Raw genomic sequence first — 20,717 nt, 5'->3', positions numbered from 1 at the left:
GTCATACCCGAACGCCACGTCCTTGGCCCTCGCCATTGATGCCCACGGCAAGCTGGGATAGCAATCGGCTTATATCGACAAAGACCATATCATTGCCGTGCTCAGCGAGCAGGTGAGCAACGAGTACATGGCTTACCTGCGTCGACAGGGCGTATCGTGCCTCTTTGGCGGGTCGAAGGAACTGAATTTTGCGCTCGTGCTGAATAAGCTAGGGCAGCGCCACTAGAACCTAATCTATTCTCGATGGGTTACACAAACATAAACCAATGCGCATGTGTTACCTTTGTCGAATTGTATGGATACGAAGTCCCTGGTCAAATTAGCTAAGTCCCTGAGCGACCCGCACCGCCTGCGCCTGGTGCGGGAGATTGCGCGGGGCACTAAAATGGGATGCGTCGATTTGTTTGAGTTCGTGCCCATCAGCCAGCCCTCCATGTCCCAACATCTTAAGGCGCTGGTTGATTCGGGGTTGGTGGAGTCGCACAAAGAAGGCCGCCACATGTATTTGGCCATCAATCCAGACAAGCTCCGGGAGTTGGAGGACTTCCTGCAACTGCTCAAAGTAAACCTTTAACTAACAAATCATCCCAACCAGCTGCCCTCGGCTGGTTTTTATTTCTCCAAACGCATTAGCAATTGCTTATGCGTTTATGAAATCATGTGAGTACCTGCCGGCCGTCAACTGCTCGGTGCACTCGGTCAATCCTTGAACAAGGCTAAGCCGGGGTGCGGCAGCCCTACCACTTTGCCGCAGCAGCACCGAGTAGCGGCGAACACTCTATGGTTCTGCCCATCAAAAAAGAAGATATGCCTATCAACGACATCCCCGGCACGCACAAGCAACCGGTCGCTTATTCTATTTTGGACCTTGCCATCGTTTCGCAGGGGAACACGATAAAACAGACCCTGAACAATTCGCTGGCCCTGGCCAAAGCCGCCGAAGCAGAGGGCTACACCCGGTATTGGCTGGCCGAGCATCATAATTCCGATAACATCGGCAGCAGCGCTACCTCCCTGCTCATCGGGTACGTTGCCGAAAATACGACGACCATTCGGGTGGGCTCCGGGGGCATCATGCTGCCCAATCACTCGCCGCTCATCATTGCCGAACAGTTTGGAACGCTGGCCCATTTATACCCCAACCGCATCGATTTAGGGCTGGGCCGGGCGCCGGGTACCGACTCGCAAACCGCGCAGGCCATCCGGTCAGATTTCATGAAGGCCGCCCACTCCTTTCCCCGGGAAATCAGCAAAATTCAGGAGTACTTCTCGGTGGAAAACAAACAGGCCACGGTCAGAGCACCCGTGGCCGAGGGCACCGAAGTCCCCCTGTACATCTTAGGCTCCAGCACCGACAGTGCCCACTTAGCGGCAAAGCTGGGCCTGCCCTATGCGTTTGCCAGCCACTTTGCCTCCACCCACCTATTCAACGCCCTGCGGATTTACCGCGATGAGTTTAGGCCTTCTCAGCATCTTCAGCAGCCCTATACCATCGTCGGCATCAATGCGTACGTGGCCGATACCGATGCCGAAGCACAACAACAGTTTACTTCCTTAATCCGAATGTTTGTCGCGCTCTTAACCGGTGGGGCGAAAGAGGCGTTGCAGCCTCCCACGGAAATGACTGAAGAACTGGAAGGCATGTGGCAACATCCGGTCGTGCAGCAAATGCTGAAATATTCCTTTGTGGGCAGTAAGCAAACCGTGAAGAAGCAGCTACAGGCGTTTCTGGCCGAAACACGAGCAGATGAGCTCATCACAGCTTCCACTATGTACACGCCGGAAGACCGGATAAAATCCGCCCGTCTATTTGGAGAAATTATGCGGGAGATAAACGAGGCTGGCTAAAGGGCTACCTCTCTTTGGGTGCAAAAAGTCCGTCAGCAGTCGCGACGGCCGCATCGAAATCAACCCCATCTACACAGTTGGGAACCAATCCTGCTCAGCCAATAGCCCGCACCAGTTTGGTCAACACTCTTTCCGAAACAGAGTATTCATTGGTGGCAGGCTCCACACGAACGTCGAGCTTCACCTTTCCTTATTTCAAATGAATAGCATTGCATTAATAGTTGGGGCCAGCGGCATCATCGGCAGCAACCTGGCCCGCGAGCTGCTGGCTTCGGGCTGGACGACCTACGGCCTGTCGCGCAACCCCAAAGACGACCAGCCCGGCCTGCGCCCGGTAGCTGCCGATTTGCTCGACCCAGTCAGCCTCGATTCTGCCCTAGCCGACGTCGCTCCTACTCACGTCTTCATAACCACCTGGATGCGGCAGGACACCGAAGCGGAGAACATCCGCGTCAACGGCGCCCTGGTGCGCAACATCCTGGCGGCCCTGGCTCCCAAGCACTCGGTGCAGCACGTGGCGCTGGTTACCGGCCTCAAGCACTACCTGGGGCCGTTTGACTCCTACGCCCGGGCCGGCTCCCTGCCCCCTACTCCCCTGCGGGAAGAGCAGCCCCGCCTGAATGTCGAGAACTTTTACTACGCCCAGGAAGATGAGGTGTACGCCGCCGCGGCCCGCGACGGCTTCACGTGGAGCATCCACCGCCCGCATACCATCATCGGCCAGGCCGTGGGCAACCTTATGAACATGGGCACCACGCTGGCCGTGTACGCCAGCCTCTGCAAGGAAACGGGCCGGCCGTTTCAGTGGCCCGGCTCAGAAGCGCAGTGGAATGGCTTGTCTGACGTGACCGATGCGCGCATCATCGCCAAGCAGCTGGCGTGGGCTGCCACCACCGAAGCCGCCCGCAACGAGGCCTTCAACATTACCAACGGCGACTACTTCCGCTGGAGCTGGCTCTGGCCGCGGTTGGCTGCTTGGTTTGGCGTGAAGGCCGCCGGCTTCGATGGCACGGTGCGCCCGCTGGAGGAAGCCATTGCCGGTGATGCACCCCTGTGGCGCGAGATGGCGTCCCGCTACCAGCTGGCCGAAGCCGACCTGAGCCGGCTGGCCTCGGCCTGGCACACCGACCTTGACCTGGGCCGGCCCATTGAGGTAATGACCGACATGTCGAAGAGCCGGAAGCTGGGCTTCACCGCTTACCAGGCCACCGAGGATTCTTTTTTCGACTTATTCGCTCAGCTGCGCACCGACCGGCTCATTCCGTAGGCATCGGATTATTTATTCACCATTCTGCTGCTCTTTAATAAGTATGCGTACAAGACTCCCGGTTTTAGGGGCAGCCCACCTACTGGTGCTGGCCATCCTCGCCTCCTGCGGAAATAAGGATGAAAAAGCTGCTGCCGCAGCGGCAGCTGAAGCACCCAAAGTATACCAGGTACTGACCCTGACGCGGCGCGCCACTACCTTAAATAGTGACTATCCGGCCACCATTGAGGGACAACAAAACATTGAGATTCGTCCGATGATAGACGGCTACCTGGGCCGCAGCTACGTGGACGAAGGCGCCACCGTCCGGAAAGGCCAGGTGCTGTTCACCATCACCGCCCCGCAGTACGAGCAGGAAGTGCGGACGGCGCAGGCCAACATTAAGATTGCGAAAGCCAACGTTGACGCAGCGCGGATGGAAGTCAACAAGGTGCGGCCGCTGGTCGAAAAAAACATCATCAGCGCCTACGAACTGCAGTCGGCTCAGTTCACGCTGCAGTCGCGGCAAGCCGCGCTGGCGCAGGCGCAGGCCACGCTGGCCAACGCCCGCACCAACCTGGGCTACACTTCCGTGACCAGCCCGGTTAATGGCGTGGTAGGTACTATTCCTTATAAAATCGGGAGTCTGGTGAGCCGTAGCACGACGCTGCCGCTCACCACCGTTTCCAACATCGGCAACATCTTCGCTTACTTCTCCATCAACGAAAAGCAGGCATTGGCGTTTTCCCACGACACCAAAGGCGCTACCACACAAGAACGACTGGCCACCCTGCCCCCGGTTACCCTGATTCTGGCCAACGGGGAGGTGTTTCCCGAGCAGGGTCGCGTGGAAACGGCCAGCGGCTCCATCAACACCGAAACGGGTTCGGTGCGGGTGCGGGCGGTTTTCCGCAACCCTGGCAACATCGTTCGGAGCGGAAGCAGCGGCATTGTCCGCATTCCGACCACTGTGGACACGGCCATCATCATCCCGCAGCAGGCGACCTACGAAATCCAGGGCAAGAAATTCGTGTACGTGGTGCAGGACAGCGGCAAGGTCAGCAGCAGCGAAGTACGCGTGCTGGCCAACAACGACGGCCGCTTTTTTGTGGTGGAGCGCGGGCTCAAACCCGGCCAGCGCATCGTGCTCGAGGGCGTGGCCACGCTGCGCGAAGGTGCCGCCATCAAACCCAAAGCCGTGAACGCCGACAGCGTGTACGCGCAGCCGGCACAATAAGCCTTTGGGGCGCCGGCAGGTTCGCATTACTAGTATTCACGCGTCCTTACTAATCTGGAAGCTATGTTCAAACGCTTCATCGAGCAACCGGTCTTATCCACCGTCATTTCCATTATCATCGTTCTGTTGGGGGTACTGGGGTTGATGTCGCTGCCTATTGCGCAGTACCCCGAAATTGCCCCGCCCACGGTGGTGGTTTCCACTTCCTATCAGGGGGCCAACGCCGACGTGGTGCTCAACAGCGTGATTGTGCCGCTGGAAGAGCAAATCAACGGCGTGGAAGGCATGACCTACATGACGTCCTCGGCCGGCAACGACGGCAGCGCCAGCATTACGGTTAATTTCAAGCTCGGCACCGACCCCGACCTGGCCTCGGTGAACGTGCAAAACCGAGTGGCGCGCGCCACGGCCTTGTTGCCTCAGGAAGTGACCCGCTCGGGCGTGACCACGGCCAAAAGCCAGAGCAGCAACCTCGTCATTTTCACCCTCTACAGCGACAACCCGGCCTACGACCAGACCTTCCTGCAGAACTACGCCGAAATCAACCTCATCCCGCTCATTAAGCGCGTGACCGGGGTGGGCCAGTCCAGCGCATTTGGCCAGATGGGGTACTCCATGCGAATCTGGCTGCGGCCCGACGTGATGGCCACCTACGGGCTGATTCCCGCCGACATTACTGCGGCCCTGGCTGAGCAGAACATTGAGGCGGCGCCCGGCCAGTTTGGCGAGCAGGGCCGGCAGTCGTTTCAGTACGTCATCAAGTATACCGGGCGCCTGAAGGACGCCTCGCAGTTTGAAAATGTGGTGGTGAAGGCCACGCCCAACGGGCAGATTCTGCGGCTCAAGGACATTGCCCGCATCGAGTTGGGAGCCATGAGCTACGCCAGCACCACCACCACCAACCGCCGGCCTTCAGTGGGCGTAGCCATCAGCCAAACGGCTGGCTCCAACGCCAAAGAAGTAATCGAAGGCAGCCTGAAAGTGCTGGAAGACGCGTCGAAAACCTTCCCCAAAGGCATCAAGTACGTGACGCTGGTCAACGCCAACGACTTCCTGGACGCCAGCATCGAGAAGGTAATCCACACGCTGATTGAGGCATTTGTGCTGGTATTTCTGGTGGTGTTCCTCTTCCTGCAGGACTTCCGCTCCACGCTGATTCCGGCCATAGCCGTGCCCGTGGCCATTGTGGGCACCTTCTTTTTTCTGCTCTTATTCGGCTTCACCATCAACCTGCTCACGCTCTTTGCCCTGGTGCTGGCTATCGGCATCGTGGTCGACGACGCCATTGTGGTGGTGGAAGCCGTGCACGCCAAGCTGGACGAGGGCTATACCTCGGTGCTGGAGGCCACCAAGGACGCCATGAGCGAGATTTCCGGGGCCATTATTTCAATTACCCTGGTGATGGCGGCCGTGTTTGTGCCGGTGAGCTTTATTGCCGGCTCGGCGGGGGTGTTTTACAAACAATTCGGTCTTACGCTCGCCATCTCCATTGTGCTGTCGGCCGTCAACGCCCTGACGTTGAGCCCAGCTCTGTGCGTGCTGTTTCTCAAGCCGCACAAGCCGGGCGAGCATAAAAAACAGAGCCTGCTTCAGCGGTTTTATGCATGGTTTAACCGCGGGTTTGACAAAACGACCGAGAAATACAAGCAGGGCGTCTCCTTCCTGATTGGCCGCAAGTGGCTGGCCTGGGCGATTATAGCGGTTTTCTCCGGGGGCTTCTACTACCTTATGCGAACCACCCCGGCCGCGTTTGTGCCCAACGAGGACATGGGCACGGTGATGTCGGACATTTCCTTGCCGCCTTCGGCCTCGGCCGAGCGGACCCTGGCCATTGTCAAGGAAGTGGAAGCCATTGCCCGCACCATTCCGGAAGTGGAAAACATCCTGAAAATCACCGGGCGGGGCCTCATCAGCGGCACCGGCAGCAACTACGGCATGGTGATTATGCGCCTGAAAAACTGGGAAGAGCGGGGCGGCAAAGGGCAGGACGTGCAATCGATAATCGGGAAGATGTTTGCGAAAACGGCCGGCATCCGCGACGCCAAAATCATCTTCTTCTCCCCGCCCACCATCTCGGGGTTCGGTGCGTCCAGCGGCTTCTCTTTTGAGCTCCAGGACAAGAGCGGGCGCGACATTGCTATTTTCTCGAAAGTCGGCAACGACTTCTTGGCGGCCCTGAACCAGCGGCCCGAAATCCAGTTCGCCTCCACGGCCTTTAATGTCAACTTTCCGCAGTACCAGATTGAGGTAAACGTGGCCAAGGCCAAGGTGGCCGGCTTGTCGGTCAACGACATTCTGAGCACCATGCAGGGCTACTACGGCGGCGTGTACGCGTCCAACTTCAACCAGTTCGGCAAGCAGTTTCGGGTGATGTACCAGGCCGAGGCCGCTTTCCGCGCCAACCCCGAAGGCCTCAGCAACATCTTCGTGCGCAACGCCAGAGGCACAATGGCCCCCATCACCGAGTTCATCACCCTCACGCGGGTGTACGGGCCCCAGGCCATTTCCCGCTTCAACCTCTTCACGTCCATTAGCGTGACCGGCTCGCCCAAAGCGGGCTACAGCTCCGGCGACGCCATTACGGCCATTCAGCAGGTGGCCGAACAAACGCTGCCGGCCGGCTACGGCTACGAGTTTTCGGGCATGACCCGGGAGGAGCTTTCGGCCGGCGGCCAAACCGTAATGGTGTTCGGGTTGGTGCTCGTGTTCGTGTACCTGCTGCTGAGCGCCCAATACGAAAGCTACATTTTGCCCTTCGCGGTGCTGCTGTCGCTGCCTATTGGCCTGGCCGGGGCCTTCATTTTTGCCAGCCTGTTCGGCATCACCAACAACATCTACCTGCAAATCACCCTGATTATGCTCATCGGCCTGCTGGCCAAAAACGCCATTCTCATCGTGGAGTTTGCCGTGGAGCGCCGACGTCACGGCATGCCGCTGGTGCAGGCTGCGCTGGAAGGCGCCCAGGCCCGCCTACGGCCGATTCTGATGACGTCCTTCGCCTTCATTCTCGGGCTGGTGCCGCTGATGATGGCCACGGGCGCCGGGGCCACGGGCAACCGCTCCATTGGGACGGGCGCGGTGGGCGGCATGCTCATTGGCACGCTCATAGGCGTGTTTGTGATTCCAGTGTTGTACGTCGTTTTCCAGGGCTTGCAGGAACGCATTAGCGGGGCGCCACCGGAAGCGCCATTATCCGAAAACGCGGCACAAACACAGCAGCCAGCGCCCGCGACGGCGCCCGTCGCATGAACACGGGCCACCACCCCACCGGGCCTTTAACTACAAAGAGAATGAACAACAGAACCTGCCGGCTTGGGCTTTTTACGCTTCTGACGAGCTTGCTGGCGGCTTCGTGCAACATCACGAAGCCCTACCAGCGGCCAGTAGCGCGAACGGCTAATCTGTACCGGGACGTCGCCACCACCGATACCACCACCCTGGCCCGTCTGCGGTGGCAGCAGCTGTTTACGGACACCACTTTGCAGCGCCTCATCGGCCTGGGCATCGCCCAAAACCTAGATTTGCGGGTGGCCTACACCCGCATTGAGCAGGCGCAGGCGTACTACCAGCAAAGCCGGGCGGCCCTCTTTCCTACCCTGAATGCCGACGCCGGGGTCAATCGGTCGCGGCTTTCCCAGGCCCAGGATTTTGGGCAATTCGGCCAAATCACGCAGTACCGGCTGGGGCTGTCGTCGGGCTGGGAAATAGATATCTGGGGGCGGCTTCGCAGCAACCGCCGGGCCAATCTGGCGAGCCTGCTGCAGTCGGAGGCGGGGGCGCGGGCCGTGCAAACCAGCGTGGTGGCCAACGTGGCCACCTATTACTACCAGCTCCTGGCCCTTGACCAGCAGTTGGCCATCACCCGGCTTACCGTGGTAAACTGGGACACGACTGTGCAAACCATGCGGGCCCTGAAAGTGGCTGCCCGGGTGACCGAGGCCGCCGTGGTGCAGAGCGAAGCCCAGCGCTACGCGGCCGAAGTCACCATTCCGGACCTGAAACAAAACATCCGCGAAACGGAAAATGCCCTGAGCATCCTGCTGGCCTTGCCGCCGGCCGCCATTCGCCGGGGCCGGCTGGAAGACCAACCCATGGTGGAGGCGCTGCAAACCGGCGTGCCGGCCCAGCTGCTGGCTTACCGCCCCGACGTGCAACAGGCCGAGCAGAACTACCGGTATTTCTTCGAGTTCACCAACGTAGCCCGCGCCAGCTTTTACCCGGCGCTGACCATCACCGCCTCCGCAGGTCCATCGGCGCTGGGGCTCACAAATTTATTTAACCCGGGCTTCCTGGCCGCCAGCATTGGGGCGGGCCTAACCCAGCCCATCTTCAACCAGCGCCTCAACCGCACCCGGCTAGCAGTCGCCCAAGCTCAGCAGCAGGAGGCTGCGCTCAACTTTCAGAACACGCTGCTGAATGCGGGGCGGGAGGTGTCCGATGCGCTTTCCTTGCACCAAACGGCGCTCGAAAAAATACAGGTGCGCAGCCATCAGATTGATGCGCTGGATAAGTCCGTGCGCTATTCGCAGGAGTTGCTGCATAACGGATTTGCCACTTACAACGAAGTGATAACGGCCCGGCAAAGCTTGCTACAGGCCGAACTAGGCGGAGCCAACGACCGGTTACAGCGGCTGCAGTCGGTGGTAAACCTATACCGTTCCCTGGGCGGAGGCTGGCGGTAGTCTTTTTATCATGCATTAGGGCACATGCACCGGCCCACTCCCATAACGGCCCGCGCGGTTACTGCGATATGACGTGGCGGGTCGCTAGACTGCTCCAACGAGCCGGGCATTTAAGAAACAGCCGCACTTTGAGGCGTAAAGCAGAAAAGGAAACGAGCGGGCCAGAGGGTCCGCTCGTTTCCTTTTCTGCAAGTGAGCACATGCTCGGGCTGTCGGCTATTGTCCGCTTCGCGACAGGTGTCCCGAGTCAATAAGCCCGGCTTCGGGCTGGGCGGGGGCAATGCCGCGCAGCACTTCGGCGAGCAGTTGATAGGAATAAACCCGCGCCTCGTGGCTGAAAATGTTGGAAACGGCCATGAGCTCGTTCACCTGCGTCTGGTCCACGAATTCCTGCAGGTCGCGCTGGAGGGTGGCTTTGCTGCCGATAAACGAATACGCCAGCATCTGCCCCACGGCGTGTTGCTGGGCGGGTTCCCACAGCGCGTGCATGGACTCGACGGGGGGTTGCAACGGCGCGGGCCTCCCCTTGATGACGCCGAGCATGAACTGCTGCAGGGACGTGGCAAGCCACTGCGCCTCCGCGTCGGTGTCGGCAGCGACCACGTTCACGCAGGCGATGACGTACGGGGCGGCCAGGCTCGCCGAGGGGCGGAAGTTCTGGCGGTATATCTCCAAGGCCGGGAAAAACTGGCCCGGGGCAAAATGGCTGGCAAAGGCGTACGGCAGGCCCAGGGCGGCGGCCAGGTAGGCGCTGTCGGTGCTGGAGCCCAGCACGTAAATCGGAATGTCCAGCCCTTCGCCCGGAATAGCGCGCACCGTGCTGGTGCTATTAGCGGCGGAGAAATACGCCTGCAGCTGCTGAATGTCGCTTGGGAAATCCTGCGCGCCACCGAAGCGGCTGCCCCGGATGGCCTGGGCCGTCACCTGGTCTGAGCCGGGGGCGCGGCCCAGGCCCAGGTCGATGCGGCCCGGGTAGAGCGAGGCCAGCGTGCCAAACTGCTCGGCGACTACCAGCGGGGCGTGGTTGGGCAGCATTACGCCACCGGAGCCCACGCGGAGCGTGGTGGTGCCCCCGGCAATGTGCCCGATGAGGACCACGGGAGCTGAGCTGGCCACGCTGGCCATGTTGTGGTGTTCGGATAACCAAAAGCGGGTGTAGCCCAGCTGTTCGACCTGTTGGGCCAGGTCCAAGCTATGGCGGAAGGTATCAGCCGGCGTGCTGCCGGCGGCGATGGGGGCCAAATCCAACACGGAAAAGGCCAGCGGAGAAGAAAAATCAGATGTCATGGATAACGGAGATACGGACCAGCTGCTGAGGACCAGTTACCCACAGGCAAATCCCAGAGGTTGTAACGGGACGTCCTTGCCAAGGCCGTGGTGCGCTTAAAGCACGCAGGCGATGGTGTCGACCGGCAGGTGGCATACATAACCACCAACAGGGCTGATTGATTACCTGGCTAGCAGAGAAGGTCAAAGGGGCGATGTTCAGAGCCTCCAACCCGCAGCTGCTCCTGCATGAGGGCTGCCTTGGCCGTAATCTCCTGTTGCGGCCAAGGCAGAAAGCCATGGCACGATGCCTTCCGCTGCGGGCGTTACGGTTGGTCAATTCGGTATAACCGGCCTTGGTCCGTGATGGCATACAAGGCGCCGTCGGTCCCCTGGGCGATGTCCCGGAAGCGCTGGCCTTCGCTAGCCAGCAGCCGTTCCTCCCCCACTACCCGGTTGTTTTCAATAACCAGGCGAATGATGTGCATCCCGCTGAGCGTGCCGATAAACAGATTGTTTTGCCATCCCCCCACGCGGTTACCGGTGTAGAACGTCATGCCGCTGGGCGACACAACCGGGTCCCAGTAGTAAACGGGCTGCTCCAGGCCGGTGCTTTGTTGAATCCCACCGCCCACGGGTTGGCCACCGTATTCGAGCCCGTAGCCAATGGTCGGCCAGCCGTAGTTAGCGCCTGCCTGGAGGCGGTTGAGTTCGTCGCCCCCGCGGGGGCCGTGTTCGCTTTGCCATACCTCCCCGGTTCCGGGATGAATGGCCAATCCCTGCGGGTTTCGATGGCCCAGGGTGTACAATTCGGGGCGGGCGCCCGTTTGCGCAAACACCGGATTGCCGGGAGCCGGCTGCCCCTCCCGGGTAATGCGCATAATCTTGCCCAAGCCGGAAGACACCGATTGCGCCTGGGGCCGGGTAACCAAATCAGAACGCTCGCCGGTGCTCACCAACAGATTGCCTGTTCGGTCAAACACCACCCGGCCCCCGTAGTGCAGAGTGCCCGCGTACGCCGGCTCTGCCCGGTAGATGACGGTGGCCCCTTCGATGGTCCGTTCGTTGTCGGCTAGCCGACCTTTGGCGATGGCCGTCAGATTGCCCCCTGGACGGGATTCCGAGAACGACCAATACACCATCCGGTTGGTGGCAAAATTCGGGTCGAGGCACACGCCCAGCAACCCGCCCTGCCCACCAGCATTAACCGCCGGCAAGCCCGTGATGGGCTCACTGACCGTGCCAGACGGCGTGACAATCCGCATCCGGCCGGCTTTTTCGGTCAGCAGCAAGCGGCCATCGGGCAGTGAAGTAATGCCCCACGGGCTGGTCAACGAAGAGGTGACGACGGCCGCCCGGTAGCTGCTGGGCGCGGTCGTGAGGCCACCTATCCTGGTTTGGCCGGTGAAAGCCGGGCGATAATTCGCATTGGGGGCGTTGGTTTCCACCGGAGCCCCGGTTGGGGAAGGGGTTGTTTGGTCAGGAACTGTATCCTCCTGGCGGGAACACGACAGCAAGGCAATGGAGCAACCAAAGAAGAGTATGAGGTGCTGTTTCATTAAGTTTCTGTTTGGATGGGGTAGAATCTGTACGAGAGTCAGGGGGCGCGACTTTGCTTAAACAATGGCTTACAGCGTAACGCGGAGCTTGCTGTTTAGTTCTTTCCTGGGCAGTGTAGTAAGAAGCGAGCCTCGTATAGAACCACCTGAAACCAGATACTAACGTAGACTGGTGCCGCTTTCTGCGTGTTAGCCAAACAATGCTGCGCTCTGCATGACCGTTCCAAAGACAGCAAGCAGCACAACCATCCAGCCGCCTACTTTCCACACACCCCAGAATGATGAGCGTAGACAATACGCTTCACGCCAATCCTCTTATATTCGCCCTATTATTAGGTGATGGATTTCCACCGTGAACCGCCAAAGCCCTGGCTTTGAGCTGATGATTCCTACGCAACCTACGGGCCTCGAGTCCGCGGCGCGTAGGCTTTTTATTGGCTTTAACTTTCCTCGCCGGTGGCCTTTCGTCCTTCCCGCTTGTTTCGGCCCGCGCTGGCCATCGAGCAAACTCCGCACTTGTTGTTTCTGGGCCGCTGGCTGCTGATTTGTGCCGCCGTGGGCGTGCTGGTGGGGTCGGCATCCGCTTTTTTTCTGCTGTCGCTGGACTGGATTACCGACTGGCGCGAGGCCCACCGCTGGGTTATTTGGCTGTTGCCCGTGGGGGGCCTGGTGATTGGGGCCAGCTACCACTATTTGGGCGAAAACGTAGTGCGCGGCAACAACCTGCTGCTCGATGAGATTCATAACCCCCGAACGGTCATTCCCTTACGCATGGCCCCGCTGGTGCTGTTCGGCACGCTGGCTACTCACCTGTTTGGCGGCTCAGCGGGGCGCGAGGGCACAGCCGTGCAGATGGGCGGCACACTGGCCGACCAGCTCACCCGCCGCCTCGGCCTGCGCCCCCGCGACCGCAAGCTGCTGCTCATTGCCGGTATCAGCGCGGGCTTTGCCTCTGTATTTGGCACCCCGCTGGCCGGGGCGATATTTGGGCTGGAAGTGTTTCTAATCGGGGCCATTCGCTACGATGCCATCGTGCCCAGCTTTCTGGCCGCCACCAGCGCCGACCTGGTAACGCGGGCCTGGGGCGTGGGCCATACCCACTACCCGCAACTTCACGTGCCACCCATTACGCTGACTGGCTTGCTGCTGACCGTGGGCGTTGGCATTTTGTTTGGCCTCACGGCCCGGAGTTTTGCCACCCTCACCCACCGCATCACGCAAGGCTTCAAGCGTATCGCCTACCCGCCGCTGCGCCCGGTGGTAGGCGGGGTTTTGGTGGCGCTGGCGGTGGCCGCCCTGGGCACCACCAAATACATCGGCCTGGGGGTCCCGACCATCGTGGCTGCGTTTCAGGCGCCGCTGCCCCCGCAAGATTTTCTTATCAAGCTGGTGCTGACGGCCCTTACGCTGGGCTGTGGCTTTAAGGGCGGGGAGGTGACACCGCTCTTTTTCATTGGCTCGGCGCTGGGCTCGGCACTGGCCTTGGTGTTGCCGCTGCCGGTGGCGCTGTTGGCCGCAATGGGCTTTGTGGGCGTGTTTGCTGGCGCGGCCAACACGCCCCTGGCCTGCACGCTCATGGGCATGGAGCTGTTCGGCTCCCAGGCCGGCATCTACGTGGGGCTGGCCTGCGTGGCGTCTTATCTTTTTTCCGGACACACCGGCATCTACTCGGCCCAGGTTATCGGCCATGCCAAGCACTTGCGCTACGGGCGTGAGCAGGGCAAGCAGTTGGGCAACATTCCCACGCACCGCCAAGCCAGCGCGGCGGATTCTGTTCGCAAACCCGGGCCTTGAAGCATTGCCCACCCCTAGCCTACTGACTTGCCGTGGCCCGGCTCAATGGAGCCGGGCCACGGCAAACCACTTTCTCATCGCCACGCTCTGCTTTCTGTTATGACCATGCCCACCCTGCGCACCGCGACCCTGGCCGATCTGGACATTCTACTGCCCCAGATGGCCAACTTCTACGCGCATTTTGGTTATCCCTACCACCCTGCTACTCAGCGCACGGTGGTAGCCGATTTTCTCGCCCACCCGGCATGGGGCGAGCTTTTCCTGATTGAAGAGGCTGAACAGCTGGTAGGTTATGTAGCGCTGACCTACGGATTCTCGTTTGAGCTGCGGGGCCGTTTCGGGCTGGTCGACGAACTATACGTGTCAGCGGCGGCCCGTAGTCGGGGCGTGGGGCGTGCCGCATTGCAATTTCTTCAGCAGCAGACCCGAGCGGCGGGACTCGTGGCCCTGCACTTGCAAACCGAGCCCGGCAACACCCGCGCTCAACAACTCTACGAGTCTCTGGGCTTCGCCGACGACGGGCGCCGCAACCTGACCTGGCACTGCGACGCAGCGCCTGCCCTCCCACCCGTTGGCTTGCCGGAATAAGGTTTTTACCCGGCCACGGGCCTAAGCACGGCGAAGCGGCCGCGAAATCAGGACTTGGACGGGTATTGCCGCTCGGTTTCCGACTTACCCGGGCGCAGGGTAACGTCCTTATTTAAGCCCTGCTTTTGCTGCTCGGCGGGCGAAGAGCCGTCGGGCGGCAAGCCCAGCCGCATGCTCACATCGCGCCAGCCCAGCTTGATTTCGTTCCAAGTGTGGCCGGGGGCTTCGTAGCCCCAGGCGCGGTACTGGCCGGGCGGCACCTTGCCTTTCTGCCGCACGAAGGTGGCAAAGGCCTGGGCCCAGTCATCGAAATGAGCCATGCCGTCGGTTTCCTTCACCATGTCTTCGGCCTGGTCGTCGGAGTACTTTTTGCCTTCGCCAAATACCTGGTAGCGCCACAGCGCGTCGGGCACCTCGATGCCGGCGTAGCGGCACTGCCACACCAGCGGGGCGTAGGCGTCGCGCTGGTTTTCAAAGGGCTCCTGCTTGGGGTCGAAGTATTCTTTGTGGCGCAGCAGCTTGGGACGGCCCTCGGCGTCGAGCTCGTCGCCGCCTTCGTCGCCGTAGCAGAAAAAGGCAGCAGTGCGGCCTTCCAGGTGGTTCTGGCTGAGCTCCTGCCACTCGGGTTGGTGCTCCAGGGCCATGGCCTTCTCGGGGTTTTTGTGGTCAATGGTTTCCTCCTTGGGGTTGCCGCCGTTCATGCACACGAGCCGGTCGAAGAGAAGCTTGAGGTTGGCCGAGGGGCCGTACCAGTTGTGTGGGCCGATGATGGCCCAGGCGTCGGCCGCGTCGAGGCGGGCGTACAGGTCCAGGTCCCACAGTAGGTCGGGCTCGGCTTTGCTGTCTTTCTCGTAGCAGTTGCAGGGCCACACGCACAGGGCCATACTGGTACTCACGCATGCGTTGCAGCTCTGGATGCGGGCCCGGCCGTACACGTTGCCCAGGTCTTCTATGTCGATTTCCCACTCCTGGGGCAGGCTCTCGGCCAGCCGCAGCATCAGGGTGCGGGCTTTTGAATCCACGCCGGGGCAGTTATACTGGCGGCGGTTGGAGCCGGCCAGGAGCAGCACCCGAAACGGGCGTTGCTCAACGGGCAGGTTGGGGCTGGTGTCGGAAGGCTTCATGGAAGAGCGTATGGGTTGAAACAGATGGCTGGCCGTGGAAATGGGAGCTCGAAAAACCAAGCATTAATACAACATCAGGCCGGGCGGTATTGAGCAACTGGCAGGCCATGCCGGCTCCACCTACCAGACCAAGGAGTCAGCAACGCGCACTGCCTTAATTAGAAGTACGCACCGTTCAGCTATTGGTGTCGTTCATTCAGGCTTTTGTCGTTTGCCCAATAATAGCACCGGCGAACCCAGCCCACGCACCGGGCGCCAGCGTCCGGCGCTGCTCGCCATTTTAGTGGTAGCATTGCTCCCTGAAACCACTTTCTGTTCGTTGCTTTTTGCCTGCCCATGTCAGCTCCCCTGGTTGCCCCTTTGCCTGCCGATGCCAACCCCGAAGTGGCTGCACTGGCTGCTTTTTTCAACGAAACGCTGGGTTTCTGCCCCAACAGTGTGCTCACCATGCAGCACCGCCCGGGCATTGCCACAGCCTTTATTGAGCTCAACAAGGCCGTGATGCACAACCAAGGGCGGGTGAGCAGCGCCCTTAAGCGCCTGATTGGCTACCTGAGCTCCTACGCCGCCGGCTGCCGGTACTGCCAGGCCCACACCATGCTGGCCGCCGGCCGCTACGGCGCCGCACAGGAGCAGCTGGACCACATCTGGGAGTATGCCACCCACCCGGCTTTCAGCGCCGCCGAGCGGGCCGCGCTGGACTTTGCCGTGGCCGCCTCCGCCGTGCCCAACGCCATGAACGAAGCGCTCAGCGTCAACCTGCACCGGCACTGGGACGCGGGCGAAATCGTGGAAATCCTGGGCGTTGTGAGCCTCTTCGGCTTTCTCAACCGCTGGAACGACTCCATGGGCACCACCCTGGAGCCCGGCGCCGTGGCCCTGGGCGAGCAGCAGCTGGCCCCGCAGGGCTGGAAACCGGGCAAGCACTCCTAAGGTGTTGGCACAAACGGCCGGTGAATGTTCTATTTTAGAAATGAAACAACCATGAAAGCAACGGAAATTGCCGTCGTAGGACTGGGCGGCGTAGGTGGGTATTTTGGCTTTAAGCTGGCGCAGCACTACGCCGATAACCTAGCCGCCAGGGTCACCTTTGTGGCGCGAGGCGCCACCCACGCCACCGTGCAAGCCCAGGGGCTGACCCTGCTCTCGGCTGAGCATTCCCTGAGCAGGGTTAGTCCGGCGAATCTCGTGGATAATGTGTCGGCGCTAGGCGAAGTCGACCTAGTGCTTATCTGCGTAAAGGAATATGACCTGGAGGCGGTATGCCGGGAGCTGAAGCCCCGGCTTTCGGCCGGTGCAGTACTGCTGCCCCTGATGAATGGGGTGGACATCTACGACCGCATCCGCCGGATTATTCCCCAGGCCATCATCTTACCGGCCTGCGTGTACGTCGCCTCCCACATCAAGCAGAAGGCCGTGGTGGAGCACAAAGGCAACCCCGGCAAAATCATTGTGGGCCACGACCCTCAGCACCCCGACTACGCCCCTCGCTCCGTGGTTTCGCTGCTGGCCCAGGCCGGCATTACTATTGAATTTCAGCCCAATGCCTTCCCGGCTATCTGGACCAAGTTCTTCTTTATTGCCAGCTTTGGCTTAGTGTCGGCCCGGCACAACAAGCCCATTGGGCAGGTGCTCGAAGAGCCGGAGCTGCACGAGCGGGCCCGGCGTATCATGCAGGAGATAGAGGCCATTGCCCGCGCCAAAAACATTGCCCTACCGACCAATATCGTGGCCCAAACCTTCCAGAAAGCCGCCACTTTCCCCTACCACACGCCCACGTCGCTGCAGCTGGATGTGCACTTCGGCAAGGCCCAAACTGAGCTGGAATTGTTTGCCGGCGCCATTATCGCCTTCGGTACCGACCTGGGAATTGACGTGGTGGAAACCCGCCGGATTTACACCGAAATCAAAAGCCTGGCCCCCGCCTAAGCCCGGCAAGCTTTATTCACCCAGCGTGGTGGCAAGCCAGGCAAACAGCTCGCGGTAGGCGTGCTCCCGTGCGGGCTGGCGCGATAGCATCAGGTCGTGTATGCCGCCAACTATGGCCCGGACAGTTACCCGCGTTCCCAGCCGCGGCGCCAGGGTTTGCATGTCGCGCACGTTCAGTACCCCATCGGCCTGGAAGTACTCTTCGCTCCAGCCCCGGGCCTGCACCGTGCGGTCGGCGTGCAGCACCAGCACGGGCAGCTCCAGGCCCAGCCCGCACCGGATGCGCCGGTGGCCCTCGGCAATGGCCCGCAGCCAGCCCATGTTCACGGCAAACACTTCCACGGGCTTCCAGGCCAGGTGGTAGTCCCACTCGCCGCGGTGCTGCCGGTGCAGGCTTTCGCCGTAGGTGGTGAGCCGGGTGCCCGGAATGGTCAGGTCGGGGGCAAAGCGGCCCACGGCGGCCAGCGACAGGGCCAGGTGCCGGACCCCACGGGGCAGGTGCAAGGCCAGAAAAGGACTGTTGAGAAACAGCGCCGACACCGCGGCCCGGCCCGCGCCCTCGCGGGCGTAGAGCGCCGTGACCAGCCCGCCGGTGGAGTGGCCACTCAGCAGCACCTTGCCGTAGCCCTGGGCCTGCATGTGGGCCAGGGCCGCGTCCAGGTCGGCGAAGTACTCGCGCAGGTCGCGCACGTTGTTGGGGCGCTGGTGCGGGAGCCAGGAGCGGCCGTACTTGCGCAAGTCCAACGCATAAAAATGGTAGCCGTGCTCGTCGTAGCGCTCGGCCATTTCGCGCTGAAAAAAGTAGTCGTTGAACCCGTGCACGTACAGCACGGCGCGGGCTGCTGGGCCAGTGGGCCGCCGCCGCACCAGCGTGCTGTGCACAGGGCCTTCGTAGTCGGGTGGCTGCGGCAGCACCCGCTGCTCAAAGTCGGGGCCGAGGATATCGGGCTGGTAGGAAGTAGTCATGAGGCGTGTAAGAACCCGTGTTTAACGGAGAAGGTGAAGCCTTGGCTTCCCTTCCCCGCAGAAGACCTGCCTGGTGGGGTCGTTCACGCTCCGTCTCGTTCAGCTTTTTCCCAGCAAAGGCCGTAGAAGCGTTATGAGCCAGGAAACCTCTCTGCAACGATTTATCGACGCCCAGGCCACCTCTTACCCTGTGGCCTTATCAGAAATTCAACGGGGCCGCAAGCAAAGCCATTGGATGTGGTACATCTTTCCGCAGCTCCGCGGCCTGGGCGTCAGCGCTACGGCCCAGCACTACGGCATCCAGGGCCGGTCGGAAGCCCAGGCTTATGCCCAGCACCCCGTGCTGGGCCCCCGGCTGGTGCACATCAGCGAGGCTCTGCTGGCGCTGGCTGACAACAACGCCACCCGTATCCTGGGCAGCCCCGATGACATGAAGCTTAAGTCGAGCATGACTCTGTTTGCGGCCTTGCCCCAAGCCCCGCCGGTCTTTCAGCAAGTTCTCGACAAGTTCTATCAGGGAAAGCCCGACGAGCAGACCCTGCGCCTGCTCGGGCCAAGTGCCACTGGTCAGGCCACCTGATGCGCAGGTACGATTCATGTTACTGTAGAGCCCATCCGAAAAATACCTTTCCTGCAAATTAGGCCGTCATGCTAAGCTTGTCGAAGCATCCCTACCGCTTCGTTGAAATTAATCTCACGATAGATATGCTTCGACAAGCGGATGCCAGATGAGGCATGACATGCAAACAAAGTTCAAAAAGGTTCAGCTATTGGGCGGTGGCATGTACTACCACGCCCATCGGTAAGCCAACTCGGGTTCTGAGCCCGGCCCGAAATTTTCCAGTCGCATCTTTGGCAAAAGCTTCCCCTTTACCAATGATTACCCTTGCCCCTTTGCTTCCGGAAAATGTGGTTTCCTTTTACCGGTGGGTTCGCGACAAGCAGGTCATCGAATATTCCTTGTCGGCTTTTGCTGCCCTCCATAACGAGGAAGAGATTGACCGCTGGTATGCCGCGACGCTGCAGGATGCGAAGAGCATCAATCTGGGCATCTATTTGCAGCAGACCAAGGAGTTAATTGGCTACGCCGGACTGGCCAACCTCTCAACGCTCAACCAATCGGGGGAATATTTTATTCTGCTCGGGGAAAAAGCATGCTGGGGCCAGGGCATCGGCACCGAAGTCACCCGGCAGGTTTTAGCGCTGGGCTTTACAGTACACTGCCTCAACAGAATCATGCTCACGGTGTCGGAACCCAATGTTACCGGACTGAAAGCTTATACGAAGTCGGGATTTGTGGTGGAAGGCCGCCTGCGGAAGGCCTGCTTTAGAAATAACGAGTTTCATGATAAAATTCTCATGTCGGTCCTGAAATCCGAATGGGTAAACCAGGCAGCGGCGGCAGTCCTGCCGGCCTAAGCACAGGGATAAGCCCCGAAGCTCGATACACTTGCCCGGGGCCTGCTGGGACGAGGCCAAGTCGCGTCTGATTCATTTTTACCTCCTTTTCTAGATTAATTAAGCGGCCAGTCATCTGAGGCAGCACTATAATCATAAATAAATGTGATATTTGATTTTTAGTATACAAATCATTCTGCACTTAGCCCTACCTTAGCCTTTTGCTGAGCTCATCCGTAGCAGTGCTGTTCACCTTAATTTAATCTTATCTATGACCATGCGTTACGCCTCCCTTCTACCGCTAGCCCTGCTGATGAGCTGCGCTGCAACTGAACAGCCTACTTCTGATAAACCAGCCACTTCGACAGCCATTTCGTCGGGCATGAAAGTAGACCGAGCTTTCGACGTGCCCGCGTTGCTGGGGATGAATGCCGACCAAATAGCCAAGCCCCTCACCGGCCAATCAATCCGGCCCGACCATGACCGGACGCCCCGCGAATTGCCAACAGGTGGCACAGAAGCCCTTTACACTTACTGGCGCGACACAACAGCCCTGGTGGTCAGCTACGACCCATCCACGCTGCACGTGAACAGCTATTTCATCAAAACGAAACATTCGCTCACGCCTGATTACACCGACTTGCTGAAGCTGGCCAACATCAGCAAGTATGATAAGCGCTGGAACATTGAGCCCATCGCCTCGGTGAGCCACCCGCAGCTATACACGGGCGTGAAACTGGTGCCGAAGCAGTAAGGTACTCAAGCTGCAAGGGGGCAACTACTGGGCAGTATGCTCAGTAGCGGGTCTGTAATAGCCTAGTTAGAGGGCAAACCTATTGCTTAATAGGAACTTACTACTGGCTGTAACAAGCACGGCGTAGCCCTATTACGGCCCACGTCACGGGCATAATCCGTTTGCCGGAAGCTGGAGAAAGTGCCCATTGATGTAGAATCACCACCAAAAAGCTGCTAATGCCCGGCACAGGCAAAAATCACACCCCGTATACAGAAAATACGCCCACCGAAAGCCACATTCATGGCGCAGCCAATTGCTCCGGTGCTCATGATGGCCAGAATGGC

General features: G+C 60.2%; 18 protein-coding genes and 1 riboswitch. Of the genes, 14 read left to right on the top strand and 4 right to left on the bottom strand.

Annotated elements, in window-relative coordinates; all coding sequences use genetic code 11:
- Positions 1–97: 97 nt before the first annotated feature.
- The 7 genes from ACP7AJ_RS04590 (at position 98) to ACP7AJ_RS04560 (ending at position 9,013) form a co-directional block, all read left to right on the top strand.
- A complete protein-coding gene (locus tag ACP7AJ_RS04590; protein ID WP_426059019.1) occupies positions 98–226 on the top strand; it encodes a hypothetical protein in 129 nt (42 codons plus the stop codon).
- Positions 227–295: 69 nt separating this feature from the next.
- Positions 296–574, top strand: coding sequence for an ArsR/SmtB family transcription factor (locus ACP7AJ_RS04585; protein ID WP_426059018.1), 279 nt, complete (start codon positions 296–298; stop codon positions 572–574).
- A gap of 206 nt (positions 575–780) precedes the next feature.
- Positions 781–1,848, top strand: a complete 1,068-nt coding sequence (locus tag ACP7AJ_RS04580) for an LLM class flavin-dependent oxidoreductase (RefSeq protein ID WP_426059017.1) — start codon at positions 781–783, stop codon at positions 1,846–1,848.
- 199 nt (positions 1,849–2,047) lie between these two features.
- Positions 2,048–3,115, top strand: a complete 1,068-nt coding sequence (locus ACP7AJ_RS04575; RefSeq protein ID WP_426059016.1) for an SDR family oxidoreductase — start codon at positions 2,048–2,050, stop codon at positions 3,113–3,115.
- Between the two features lie 43 nt (positions 3,116–3,158).
- Entirely contained in the window at positions 3,159–4,331 is a 1,173-nt protein-coding gene (locus tag ACP7AJ_RS04570; RefSeq protein ID WP_426059015.1) for an efflux RND transporter periplasmic adaptor subunit, read from the top strand.
- Positions 4,332–4,394: 63 nt separating this feature from the next.
- Complete coding sequence (locus tag ACP7AJ_RS04565; RefSeq protein ID WP_426059014.1) at positions 4,395–7,580, top strand: efflux RND transporter permease subunit; 3,186 nt, start codon at positions 4,395–4,397, stop codon at positions 7,578–7,580.
- Between the two features lie 41 nt (positions 7,581–7,621).
- Positions 7,622–9,013, top strand: coding sequence for an efflux transporter outer membrane subunit (locus ACP7AJ_RS04560; protein WP_426059013.1), 1,392 nt, complete (start codon positions 7,622–7,624; stop codon positions 9,011–9,013).
- Positions 9,014–9,229: 216 nt separating this feature from the next.
- On the opposite strand, the gene ACP7AJ_RS04555 is transcribed toward ACP7AJ_RS04560, so the two are convergent.
- A complete protein-coding gene (locus ACP7AJ_RS04555) occupies positions 9,230–10,300 on the bottom strand; it encodes an LLM class flavin-dependent oxidoreductase (RefSeq protein WP_426059012.1) in 1,071 nt (356 codons plus the stop codon).
- 305 nt (positions 10,301–10,605) lie between these two features.
- The gene (locus ACP7AJ_RS04550; protein WP_426059011.1) at positions 10,606–11,838 is read right to left on the bottom strand and encodes a PQQ-dependent sugar dehydrogenase; all 1,233 of its coding nucleotides are present in this window, start codon (positions 11,836–11,838) and stop codon (positions 10,606–10,608) included.
- Between the two features lie 326 nt (positions 11,839–12,164).
- Positions 12,165–12,237, top strand: a riboswitch (Fluoride riboswitch).
- 57 nt (positions 12,238–12,294) lie between these two features.
- Here ACP7AJ_RS04550 and ACP7AJ_RS04545 point away from each other — a divergent pair.
- Positions 12,295–13,632 (top strand): voltage-gated chloride channel family protein, encoded by a 1,338-nt coding sequence (locus tag ACP7AJ_RS04545; RefSeq protein WP_426059010.1) that lies wholly within the window; start codon positions 12,295–12,297, stop codon positions 13,630–13,632.
- Positions 13,633–13,731: 99 nt separating this feature from the next.
- Entirely contained in the window at positions 13,732–14,220 is a 489-nt protein-coding gene (locus tag ACP7AJ_RS04540; RefSeq protein WP_426059009.1) for a GNAT family N-acetyltransferase, read from the top strand.
- Between the two features lie 47 nt (positions 14,221–14,267).
- On the opposite strand, the gene ACP7AJ_RS04535 is transcribed toward ACP7AJ_RS04540, so the two are convergent.
- Complete coding sequence (locus ACP7AJ_RS04535) at positions 14,268–15,344, bottom strand: NAD(P)H-dependent oxidoreductase (RefSeq protein WP_426059008.1); 1,077 nt, start codon at positions 15,342–15,344, stop codon at positions 14,268–14,270.
- Between the two features lie 336 nt (positions 15,345–15,680).
- Between ACP7AJ_RS04535 and ACP7AJ_RS04530 the strand changes: the two genes are divergently transcribed.
- Both ACP7AJ_RS04530 and ACP7AJ_RS04525 read left to right on the top strand, forming a co-directional pair.
- Positions 15,681–16,277 carry a carboxymuconolactone decarboxylase family protein gene (locus ACP7AJ_RS04530; protein WP_426059007.1) on the top strand — a complete coding sequence of 199 codons (597 nt, stop codon included), beginning with the start codon at positions 15,681–15,683 and terminating at the stop codon, positions 16,275–16,277.
- 51 nt (positions 16,278–16,328) lie between these two features.
- Complete coding sequence (locus ACP7AJ_RS04525) at positions 16,329–17,273, top strand: ketopantoate reductase family protein (RefSeq protein ID WP_426059006.1); 945 nt, start codon at positions 16,329–16,331, stop codon at positions 17,271–17,273.
- 12 nt (positions 17,274–17,285) lie between these two features.
- On the opposite strand, the gene ACP7AJ_RS04520 is transcribed toward ACP7AJ_RS04525, so the two are convergent.
- Complete coding sequence (locus ACP7AJ_RS04520; RefSeq protein WP_426059005.1) at positions 17,286–18,239, bottom strand: alpha/beta hydrolase; 954 nt, start codon at positions 18,237–18,239, stop codon at positions 17,286–17,288.
- Between the two features lie 133 nt (positions 18,240–18,372).
- Between ACP7AJ_RS04520 and ACP7AJ_RS04515 the strand changes: the two genes are divergently transcribed.
- The 3 genes from ACP7AJ_RS04515 (at position 18,373) to ACP7AJ_RS04505 (ending at position 20,391) form a co-directional block, all read left to right on the top strand.
- Positions 18,373–18,819, top strand: a complete 447-nt coding sequence (locus ACP7AJ_RS04515; protein WP_426059004.1) for a DUF1810 domain-containing protein — start codon at positions 18,373–18,375, stop codon at positions 18,817–18,819.
- A 296-nt stretch (positions 18,820–19,115) separates the two neighbouring features.
- Positions 19,116–19,658, top strand: coding sequence for a GNAT family N-acetyltransferase (locus ACP7AJ_RS04510; protein ID WP_426059003.1), 543 nt, complete (start codon positions 19,116–19,118; stop codon positions 19,656–19,658).
- A 256-nt stretch (positions 19,659–19,914) separates the two neighbouring features.
- Positions 19,915–20,391: a hypothetical protein gene (locus ACP7AJ_RS04505; RefSeq protein WP_426059002.1), complete on the top strand. Its 477-nt coding sequence runs from the start codon at positions 19,915–19,917 to the stop codon at positions 20,389–20,391.
- Positions 20,392–20,717: the final 326 nt, after the last annotated feature.

It is taken from the genome of Hymenobacter sp. B1770, from assembly GCF_049896385.1.
Classification (GTDB): domain Bacteria; phylum Bacteroidota; class Bacteroidia; order Cytophagales; family Hymenobacteraceae; genus Hymenobacter.
The sequence above is the reverse complement of the archived record's forward strand: the minus strand, read 5'-3'. Positions and strand labels throughout refer to the sequence as shown.

Bases quoted from the DNA above. Each gene is read 5' to 3' on its own strand.
- ACP7AJ_RS04585 (WP_426059018.1), top strand. From the start codon at position 296: ATGGATACGAAGTCCCTGGTCAAATTAGCTAAGTCCCTGAGCGACCCG.
- ACP7AJ_RS04580 (WP_426059017.1), top strand. From the start codon at position 781: ATGGTTCTGCCCATCAAAAAAGAAGATATGCCTATCAACGACATCCCC.
- ACP7AJ_RS04575 (WP_426059016.1), top strand. From the start codon at position 2,048: ATGAATAGCATTGCATTAATAGTTGGGGCCAGCGGCATCATCGGCAGC.
- ACP7AJ_RS04570 (WP_426059015.1), top strand. From the start codon at position 3,159: ATGCGTACAAGACTCCCGGTTTTAGGGGCAGCCCACCTACTGGTGCTG.
- ACP7AJ_RS04565 (WP_426059014.1), top strand. From the start codon at position 4,395: ATGTTCAAACGCTTCATCGAGCAACCGGTCTTATCCACCGTCATTTCC.
- ACP7AJ_RS04560 (WP_426059013.1), top strand. From the start codon at position 7,622: ATGAACAACAGAACCTGCCGGCTTGGGCTTTTTACGCTTCTGACGAGC.
- ACP7AJ_RS04555 (WP_426059012.1), bottom strand. From the start codon at position 10,300: ATGACATCTGATTTTTCTTCTCCGCTGGCCTTTTCCGTGTTGGATTTG.
- ACP7AJ_RS04550 (WP_426059011.1), bottom strand. From the start codon at position 11,838: ATGAAACAGCACCTCATACTCTTCTTTGGTTGCTCCATTGCCTTGCTG.
- ACP7AJ_RS04540 (WP_426059009.1), top strand. From the start codon at position 13,732: ATGACCATGCCCACCCTGCGCACCGCGACCCTGGCCGATCTGGACATT.
- ACP7AJ_RS04535 (WP_426059008.1), bottom strand. From the start codon at position 15,344: ATGAAGCCTTCCGACACCAGCCCCAACCTGCCCGTTGAGCAACGCCCG.
- ACP7AJ_RS04530 (WP_426059007.1), top strand. From the start codon at position 15,681: ATGTCAGCTCCCCTGGTTGCCCCTTTGCCTGCCGATGCCAACCCCGAA.
- ACP7AJ_RS04525 (WP_426059006.1), top strand. From the start codon at position 16,329: ATGAAAGCAACGGAAATTGCCGTCGTAGGACTGGGCGGCGTAGGTGGG.
- ACP7AJ_RS04520 (WP_426059005.1), bottom strand. From the start codon at position 18,239: ATGACTACTTCCTACCAGCCCGATATCCTCGGCCCCGACTTTGAGCAG.
- ACP7AJ_RS04515 (WP_426059004.1), top strand. From the start codon at position 18,373: ATGAGCCAGGAAACCTCTCTGCAACGATTTATCGACGCCCAGGCCACC.
- ACP7AJ_RS04510 (WP_426059003.1), top strand. From the start codon at position 19,116: ATGATTACCCTTGCCCCTTTGCTTCCGGAAAATGTGGTTTCCTTTTAC.
- ACP7AJ_RS04505 (WP_426059002.1), top strand. From the start codon at position 19,915: ATGCGTTACGCCTCCCTTCTACCGCTAGCCCTGCTGATGAGCTGCGCT.